Annotated in this window: 10 protein-coding genes; 5 read left to right on the forward strand and 5 right to left on the reverse strand. The window is 57.7% G+C overall.

Annotated features, from left to right (window positions below; genetic code table 11):
• The first annotated feature begins 60 nt into the window (after positions 1–60).
• Complete coding sequence (gene sucC, locus E5K03_RS10560; RefSeq protein WP_138006819.1) at positions 61–1,206, forward strand: ADP-forming succinate--CoA ligase subunit beta; 1,146 nt, start codon at positions 61–63, stop codon at positions 1,204–1,206.
• Positions 1,203–2,072 (forward strand): succinate--CoA ligase subunit alpha, encoded by an 870-nt coding sequence (sucD, locus tag E5K03_RS10565; protein WP_137199213.1) that lies wholly within the window; start codon positions 1,203–1,205, stop codon positions 2,070–2,072. The genes sucC and sucD overlap by 4 nt, the downstream gene beginning before the upstream one ends.
• Positions 2,073–2,077: 5 nt before the next feature.
• Here sucD and E5K03_RS10570 read toward each other — a convergent pair whose 3' ends face one another.
• The 4 genes from E5K03_RS10570 to E5K03_RS10585 form a co-directional block, all read right to left on the reverse strand.
• Positions 2,078–2,581 carry an SRPBCC family protein gene (locus E5K03_RS10570; RefSeq protein WP_138006820.1) on the reverse strand — a complete coding sequence of 168 codons (504 nt, stop codon included), beginning with the start codon at positions 2,579–2,581 and terminating at the stop codon, positions 2,078–2,080.
• Between the two features lie 103 nt (positions 2,582–2,684).
• Positions 2,685–2,975, reverse strand: coding sequence for a hypothetical protein (locus E5K03_RS10575; protein WP_138006821.1), 291 nt, complete (start codon positions 2,973–2,975; stop codon positions 2,685–2,687).
• A 102-nt stretch (positions 2,976–3,077) separates the two neighbouring features.
• Complete coding sequence (locus E5K03_RS10580; protein WP_138006822.1) at positions 3,078–4,295, reverse strand: threonine synthase; 1,218 nt, start codon at positions 4,293–4,295, stop codon at positions 3,078–3,080.
• A 244-nt stretch (positions 4,296–4,539) separates the two neighbouring features.
• Entirely contained in the window at positions 4,540–4,794 is a 255-nt protein-coding gene (locus E5K03_RS10585; protein ID WP_138006823.1) for a hypothetical protein, read from the reverse strand.
• 270 nt (positions 4,795–5,064) lie between these two features.
• Between E5K03_RS10585 and E5K03_RS10590 the strand changes: the two genes are divergently transcribed.
• Positions 5,065–6,414, forward strand: coding sequence for a helix-turn-helix domain-containing protein (locus E5K03_RS10590; RefSeq protein ID WP_138006824.1), 1,350 nt, complete (start codon positions 5,065–5,067; stop codon positions 6,412–6,414).
• 47 nt (positions 6,415–6,461) lie between these two features.
• Positions 6,462–6,764 carry a HalOD1 output domain-containing protein gene (locus E5K03_RS10595; RefSeq protein WP_138006825.1) on the forward strand — a complete coding sequence of 101 codons (303 nt, stop codon included), beginning with the start codon at positions 6,462–6,464 and terminating at the stop codon, positions 6,762–6,764.
• Positions 6,765–7,531: 767 nt separating this feature from the next.
• Here E5K03_RS10595 and E5K03_RS10605 read toward each other — a convergent pair.
• A complete protein-coding gene (locus E5K03_RS10605) occupies positions 7,532–8,752 on the reverse strand; it encodes a right-handed parallel beta-helix repeat-containing protein (RefSeq protein ID WP_138006827.1) in 1,221 nt (406 codons plus the stop codon).
• A 134-nt stretch (positions 8,753–8,886) separates the two neighbouring features.
• Between E5K03_RS10605 and E5K03_RS17395 the strand changes: the two genes are divergently transcribed.
• Positions 8,887–9,069 (forward strand): helix-turn-helix domain-containing protein (locus tag E5K03_RS17395; protein ID WP_205742986.1); only part of this gene is annotated, 183 nt, incomplete at its 3' end.

A 9,069-nucleotide genomic window follows, 5' to 3' on the forward strand; every position in this document is an offset into this window, starting at 1 on the left:
CATCTCTTTGCACGGCGAATCGTTGGGATTTAAGCCCGTAACTGCCCCGTTTGTAGGTAGATGAAGCTACACGAATATCAGGCGAAAGGCATCTTCGCCGAGGCTGGGATCCCGATTCCCGACTCGAAGCTGGCTGGAAGCGTCGACGAGGTCGTCGAAGCTGTCGAGTCGATCGGCTTTCCGGCGGCGATCAAAGCGCAGGTCCACGTCGGCGGCCGGGGCAAAGCCGGCGGGATCGCGATCGTCTCAGACGTCGAGGAGGCTCGCGCGGAGGCCGATCGGATCCTCGGAATGGACCTGAAAGGCTACACCGTCAATCAAGTACTCGTCGAACAGGGCGTCGACTTCGTCGATGAGTACTATGTTGGCGTCACGATGGACCGCGGAGAAGGCAAACCCGTCGCCATGGTCTCGACGAAAGGCGGCGTAAACATCGAAGAAGTTGCTGCGGAGGATCCGGACGCGATCGCCCAGGAACACATCGATCCCGCGTTTGGTCTCCATCCGTACCAGGCGCGGAAGGCAGTCTACGACGCTGGCGTTCCAGCCGAATACGCCCGAGAGGTGTCGTCGATTCTCTCAACGCTGTACGAACTGTACGTCGACAACGACGCCGCAGATATCGAGATCAATCCGGTGATGATCACCGCGGACGACGACGTGATCGCCGCTGACGCGGTCATGAACATCGACGAGGACGCGCTGTTTCGACACCCCAATCTCGCCGAGATGGAGGAGGACTCCTATCAGAGCGATCTCGAACGAAAAGCCGGCGAGTACGGCTTCGACTACGTCCGACTTTCGGGCAACGTCGGGATTATCGGCAACGGGGCAGGACTCGTAATGACGACACTCGATCTCGTCGACTACTACGGTGGAAAACCCGCGAACTTCCTCGATATCGGCGGCGGTGCGAAGGCCGAACGCGTGACGAATGCGCTTGATATGGTCTTTTCGGACGAGAACGTTGACGCGGTCGTGTTCAACATCTTCGGCGGGATCACCCGTGGCGACGAGGTCGCGAAAGGTATCAACGAGGCGCTCGAGAGCTTCGATGAGATCCCAAAGAAGGTCGTCGTCCGCCTCGCGGGCACGAACGCGAAAGAGGGCATGGAGATTCTGAACACCGATCTCGTCGAGGTCGAAGCGACGCTTGAAGAAGCCGTCCAGCGTGCAGTCAAAAACGCGAAGGAGGTCAGCCAATGAGCATCTTTGTCGATGACGATACCAGAGTGGTTGTACAGGGAATCACCGGCGGTGAGGGCAAGTTCCACACCCAACAGATGCTCGAGTACGGCACGAACGTCGTTGCGGGTGCAGTGCCGGGCAAGGGCGGCCAGAACGTCGATGGCGTTCCAGTCTACGACACCGTCGACGAGGCCGTTGAGGCCGAAGACGCAACCGCGTCTGTCGTCTTCGTGCCGCCGGCGTTCGCCGGGGACGCGATCTTCGAGGCGCTCGACACCGATCTGGACCTCGTCGTCGCGATCACCGAAGGCATCCCGACCCAGGACATGGCGAAGGTCAACAAACGCCTCTCTGAGGTCGACACCCGGTTGCTTGGGCCGAACTGTCCCGGAATTATCACGCCTGGGGAGGCAAAACTCGGGATTCTCCCAGGCAATATCTTCGAATCGGGGAACGTTGGGCTCGTCTCGCGATCGGGCACGCTGACCTACCAGGTCGTCTCAAACCTTACTGATCGCGGGATCGGACAGACGACCGCGATCGGGATTGGCGGCGATCCGATCATCGGGACCTCGTTCATCGACGCGCTGGAGGCGTTCGAAGCGGATACCGAGACGGACGCGGTCGTGATGTGTGGTGAGATCGGCGGCGAGGACGAAGAGCAGGCGGCGAAGTTCATCGCCGAATACATGGACACGCCCGTGGCCGGCTTCATCGCCGGGCGAACAGCGCCGCCGGGCAAGCGGATGGGCCACGCCGGCGCGATCGTGTCGGGCTCTGGGACCGGCACCGCCGACTCGAAGATTGACGCGCTCAACGATGCTGGTGTCCCGGTTGGGGACACCCCCGAAGAGGTTGCTGACGCGATCGAAGACTTCCTGTAGCGACCTCAGCGATTCTCTTCGTCGGCTTCGACCTGCTGTCTGAGATTCGATAGCGTTGCCTCTAGCTGTCGGCGATTGTACGGCGTTGCTGCTTGATCGACGATGTCGGAGACGACGGGTAGCGACAGGACCGTCGGGAGATCGTACTCGGCGCTGTAGGTGACGGTTGTCCGATCGGCATCCTTGCCGTTGGCTGTCGCCTCATCGTCTACAGTTGTCTGGCCAGCCGGTTCGAACATCCACTCGATCGTTCCCGAAAGATCGCCGGTCATCTCGAAGACGATACGCTCGTTGGGTTCGAACTCGATAGCCCGCACCTCGCCGGTGAGTTCAACCGGTCCCATCGAGTAGACGTAGGAGGCGCGCTTGCCACCGTTGTCGAGGACTTCGAGCGCCTCCACATGTGAGAGTGCCGGGGTGATACGGGCTTGGTTTTCCGGGCGATTCATGAATAAAAAGACGCGCTCGATCGGGGCATCGATCGTCACGCGGCCGGTAAGCGGGCGCATAGGCAGCAGTACAACGCTCTGCTACTTTTGTTATGCGGGTCTTTTTACTGAGTGGGATTGTATCGGCATTCGAACTGTTGTCCCTCAGCTCACTGGCCAACGGTCACAGGTACTGATCGCGACAGCGCTGACACATCTTCCGATTAGTGGGTTTTCCACAGTATACACACGCGTGGTTGGCATCCTCACCAGTCGCTGGGTCGCGGTTGGAAAACAACACGGAAAAATCGAACTGGGGTGGTCGGGCACCGCCTGGTGTATCCCCGTAGATCTGTTCGATTAGCCGCTCGTCACGCATGTACTGCAGCCCGTGCCAGAGCCCGAGGAACAGAAGCGTTGGCGCGATGATGAGGATCACAGCCACGATGAGCCGGAACGCGACCTCCTGAACCATTGGGGCCGGTATGGGCTTCGCATGTTAGTATGTGTCGGACACACAAACACGGTTCTCACTCGGTCGATCGCCGGAGTTCCCAGTGAGGTGGTTGAACATCGATCACGATCGCTCGTGATCGTCAAATACCGACGCAATATCGTCGATCGAGACGTCTGTCGGGGCGGTCGAACCCCCCGAACCGGCTGTCAGCTCTTTGAACCCCGATCCAGTTCCGACGAGCACGACATGCTCGTCAGTCCCGAGTTCGCCAGTTTCGGTTAGCCGATCGACCGCAGCAAGTGTCGTCGCACACGACGATTCGACGCTTATACCGAACTCACGGGCCAGTCGAGTTTTTGCGTCTCGAATCTCCTCATCGTTGACCGCGAGGACGGCCCCCTCGGTTTTGCGCGCGGCGGTGAGTGCGCGTGTCCCACTCGGCGGATCGGCGTTCGCGATCGAGTACGCGATCGTCTCCCCGACCTCATCGGGCGAGAACGCCGTGACAGTGGGCTCGCTGCGATCGTACGCGCGAGCGATCGGCGCACACGCGGCCGCCTGGACGAGGTACAACCGCGGAATCCTCTCGATGAGCCCTGCGTCACGAAGCTCACAGAGGCCTTTCCACGTCGCACTGGCGTGGCCGCCGGAGCTGACCGGTAACACGATCGCGTCTGACGCGGACGGCAACCCGGGGCGGGTCGCGAACTCGCTCGCGATTTCCATGCCCGTTGTTTTCTGTCCAGCGGTCCGAAGCGGTGAGTCAGAGTTGACGAATGTCACGTTGTGATCAGATTCAAGTTCGAGTGATCGCTCGTATAACTCTCCGTAGGGCCCTTCAACGCGGACGATCGTTGCGCCGAACTGGCCGATCTGCTCGATCCGCTCGGTCGGGATATCGCTTGGGACGAACACGTAACAGTCGAGTGGTGTCCCGGCCGCACACGCCGCAGTGCTCATCGCCATATTACCGTGGGAGACGGTTGCGATCGCCCCGGTTCCCCGGTCTGCAACAGCGGTCACTCCGACAGCGCTGCCGCGATCTTTGAAACTCCCAGTCGGGTGCAGCCCTTCATTTTTGAGATACATCGTCAATCCTCCGGAGGCTGCCCCGAGTCGATGCAGTGGCGTCCCACCGACGTCCGCGGCGATCCCCCGTACGGGCCGATCGACGGGTAACCACGGCGCGTATGCCCACATCGATCGAGAGACGCCGTCAAGAGACAGACTGCTCTCAATAGGGCTGGTGCTGTACCAGAGTGGTTCTCCACAATCACAGCGCTGACGGACTGCTGGATACTGATTTCCGCACCGATAACACACGAGCGCCTCTGCCATAGGATTGTTCGGATGCGATCGGAAAAATCGGTTTCGGTGCTCCGAGAGCCGAAAACACCGGTGCGATCGCCTTGTAGAAACGCTTAGTGATACATCGTAGCAGTTGTGCTGAATACACAGTGCGTATCTTGTACGCGATTGATGTCAGCTGTTGGACCGTAGCGGAGACCGTGTAAGACCACAGCTACCGCTATCTGATGCGGAGTCAATAATACACTGTGCTGAGCCAGCGATGTATCATCGCTCAGTCGACCCTCATCAAGACAATTCGTTTTAAATATATAACAAGCACGAAGATGACTGTCGCTGCTAGCACTGCCACAAGAAGGCCACCCTGGTGATTTTCAACAAGTGCGGTTTCGATGGGGGTCCCGACAAGAATGAAGCTGGTGATCCAGATGATTACATAGGCTCCGAACTTGAGCAGTCTGAGCCAATCACGGATCCTTTGATAAGCAACACCTTTGAATGCGGCTGTGAGCTCCTTCGGGGACCACATATTAGTCGATTAAACATGTCGTTATATTATTATTTGGCTCTGTTGAATCCCTTAGTAGGTGACACAAACTGAGCGCTGCATACAACCTCTGTATCTCGAACCTCACTACTGACAGAAACTGAGGATATCTTGTGGGCTTTGCTGAATACACAGCGCGTATTGACCATTAAGAAGATTGCCAAGACCTCTAGGGAGTGACCCGGGTGAAGCCATCAGTTCCGTAGTGCCATCGACGGAACCGCTATACGCATGCCTTGGCTTAGGACGTCTATGTCATCATCAGGTTCTTCGGGAGATGTCTATGCCGAAACGCTGGCCGTCTTCGACCGCCGCGACGACCCCTCTGAGCCACTCACGACCCCAGAGGTGGCAAACTCGCTTGACGCGGCTCGACGTACCGTCTACAAACGTCTAGAGAAGTTGGCGAGCAGTGATGAATTGAAAACGAAGAAGGTAGGGGCCAACGCCCGGGTCTGGTGGCGATCACATCCAGATGAGGGGTCGTCGGTAAACGCGACCAATGCCCACGCGATGCTAACGCTGAGCAATGCCGAGCGTACGATCATCGAGAAAATCCTTGAAGCCAGTCCGATTAGTATCGTGGTGGTCGAGCCGTCCGGACAGATCTCCTTCGCAAACGAACGGGCTGAAGAAACGCTTGAACTGGAGCGTGACGAGATTACCTCTCGAACCTACCGCCAGCCGGAGTGGAAGATCTATCACGACGACGGCACGCCTGTCAGCAAGGACGAGCACCCCGTGACCCGCGTTCTAGAGACAAAAAAACCCGATTACGGCTTCGAACACTGGATCGACCTCCCGAGCGGAACCGAACGCTGGCTATCGAGCAATTCGGCACCCGTGTTAAATGAAGATGGAGCAGTTGAATATATTGTCGTGGGATTCGAGGACACAACCCGGTTGAAAGAGCGCGAGGACAAACTGACGAGCGACAAACGCCGGGTGCTCGAACTCTCTTCCACGCAGTTATTCAGCCCGCTACTCGACGTAGCTGACGGTGACATGCGCATCGACGTTGACGAAGTCGTTCGACTCCAAGACGGGTCGGCCCTCGAGTACATCACCGGGAGGGGCATTTCGGCAAAGGGGTTGAGCGACGTGTTCCGCCAGGCGTACGGTGTTGAAGACACCCGACTGCTTCAGTCGAGCGCCGATGAGTGCCAGGTTGAGGTCCACGTCGAAGCGCCGACCGTGTCGCTCGTCTTTGCAGAGTTAGGAGGACAGGTGAAATCCCTGTTCCAGACTAACGGTGCTGCAGGCCCTCTCCTCACGGCTGAAGTGCCAGGAGATGTGGAATCGAGGACAGCCGTACAGGCCGCCCGAAAAGTGTATCCAGATATCCGATTAGAGTCACAGGAACTCAAGTACTCGCCGCGGTTCCTCTACGACATCGTCGAAGACGTGCTCACCGAACGGCAGTTTACCTCATTGCAGACGGCATATTATAGCGGGTATTTCGAGACGCCCCGCAAGAGCATCGGTGATGAACTTGCCGAGCGGCTGGGGATCACCCGTCAAACCTTCAATCAACACCTTCGATCGGCCGAGAACACCGTCTTAGAGCAGTTGTTCGAAGAGTCGGGGAAGGCCGTACGCTGACCAGTCAGCATACCTCCTTAGGTCGTCGGTGCTCCTTCCCTGGAGTAATGACCTCAAGTCTGATACTGACCGACAGCACGGACCGTTTCGGCTACGATCCGATCACGGAGACGTACCACGCCCAGCACGACTGGACGAGCGATAGCCCGCTCTCGATAACGGTTGTTGGGGTGGTTGCCGCGGTAATCGGTGAGGAACCCATGGAGATGGAACCCCTCTACGCGGTAACCGATCCGGATGCTCTTGATACGCTCCTCTCTTCAGGAACGGAGGCGGGTATCCAGGTCGCGTTCGAGTACGAGGAGCAGTCGGTGACGGTGACGGGGCACGGGGAAATCGTCGTTGGATAGGTGGTCTGGGTGACGAGGAGGCCCAGGTGGTTCGATTGAAGAACGGTGAGTGCGGCCTCTTCAAAGAGTGGTGTCGAGATTGCGGCCACGATGAGTTTCAAGTTCCTACTGGAGGCCCAAATGGTGATATTGATGTTCTGTACCTCCGTGTTGATGCAATCGTTAGCTACATCCGCTCTATCAGTTCCGTGAGTTTTGATTGCGAGATACATCCTCTGCATCTTGCACGCTGATTCTAACAGATTCTCTGTAAATCGGCTCGGACTGTGCAGGATCGATGGTGCGTGTCTGGTAAAGTACCACAGGTCGGGTGGCCCGTGGCGTTCGCAGAGACACATCACGCCCAGAATCGGGCGGTAAAGCGTGTGAATCTTTGATTCCCGTCGCGCTCCCGGTTGGTCGCATGTAACCAGTAACACCCGAACACGCCGTTCGTGTCCGTGCAGGCCAGCCACTTTACGATGGCTCGACACCACCCGTCTCACCACGTCTTACCATGTTTCAGTGCGTGGGTTTTGAGCGGTTGTTAACGGTGAGTTCCTATCAGATTCAACGAGTTGATGCGGAATAAAACCGTGGATTATGACGAGGAGCGGACGCGATTCACTCACGGGCCAGGTGTTGAGCCAATCGAAGATTTACGAAAGCCGAAAACGGACATTTTCGGAAACCCGTGGAGCTCTCGTTGTACTCTTTAGACGGCCTCTTTGGAGATGGGTCAGCGCCGCAGCGAAAACAGAATTAAAACAACAGTCTCGTCGATTCAACTAGGACGGATCTGATACACTTGTAGAATCGGGGTGACTGAGGTTGATCGGCGTCGAAGGGTCGCCCGAGACGTCGGTTCCGACCACGGTTGTCGGTCCGTTTCCATCTCGTTCGTCAATGCCGAAGCTAGCCTCCTTGACTTCGAGCGTCGACCGTACAACCGAGATATCGGTAGACGGCTGGTCGGTCTCTTGGATAGATATCTCGGCGTTTCCCTCCTCGCGGGCGTTGGCTCTGCTCAGAACGGATAGCCAAATTTGCTCTGAACCCCGGATCTGTACTCCATAGGACCCGTTCTCTGCGATCGTCACCTCGTCAATCCGGACTTGCGAGGCCTCGCCGCCGCCGGTACCAACGAGAACCCCGGACTCACCATTCGTACTACTCTCGCCCCCGTCGATAGCTACATCGCGGTACCCGTTCTGTACGACCATCCCGCAGGCCCCATTCTCGTGGGACTCACAATTATCGAGAGTCACACCGGCCCCGACATCGTCGGTGAGGTTGAACCCGTGGCGGTCGTTATCGTGGCTGCGACAGTCGCTGATCGTACAGCTTTCGATCCCTGCGATTGTGAAGCCATCAAGGCCGTTGTTGACCGATACGCAGTCCGAGATCATGAGATTCCGTCCAGGGGAATCTCCACTTCGGTGGGGATCGAACCCGTATCCCGGACAATCACGAATCTGAACGCGCTCGACGAGCAGGTTCTCCGTACCCGAACTGTAGAGGCCGTACTCCTCCCCGTTGTCGGAGACGTTGGCGCGGTTACCGTCGACGGTTAGGTCCGACACCGCGACATCGTCGCCCTCGACCCGAATTAGGCCAGCTAAGTCGAGATCCGTCCCATCCGCGATCGCGAGTGTCGTTGAGTCAGTCCCTGCCCCGCTAAGACGCGTGTTGGCCGGGACAACGATGTTGTCGTCCACGTCGTCGATCGTCCCCGGACCGACTGTAACTACGCCTGGGTCTGATCCAAGCTCGTTCAGGGCGGATTGCAATCGCTCGTACCCGTCCGCTGGATCGACGCGGACATCGGGACCGTCTTGTCCTATCGTCCGCATCGCCTCAACGTTGGCCCTCCCGCCGTAGTCTCCCGAGGGTATCTCCTCAATGGTTTCGTCGGATCCAAATCCGATGCACCCCGTAAAACCCAGCAAGACAGCCGGCGCCGTTTTCAGGAACCGCCGTCGAAAAATTGAGTCGGTCTTACTGTTCATATCTGGGTCGAAGAAAGCCGTCAATTTAAATGCTAACAAGCAGAATCCCACGGGTCACTGTACCCGTGGATGAATGCGACAATCGCCCGACTTAAACCGAATGTTCAAGTGACCCGCACCCCGAGATACTGTTAGTGGAGCAGACGTTCAAGTATCGCGTGTACATGACCGACGGTGTAGCGAGTGAAGCTCGCAGACACATCAACATTTGTCGGGAAGTGTACAACCACGCACTCGGACTCTACGACTCTGCTCCAGATGGTGACAAACCCACGTACACTCAACTTCAGAACAAGCTCCCCACGTGGAAACGCCAG

The sequence above is a fragment of the Halalkalirubrum salinum genome (assembly GCF_005543295.1).
GTDB lineage: Archaea > Halobacteriota > Halobacteria > Halobacteriales > Haloferacaceae > Halalkalirubrum > Halalkalirubrum salinum.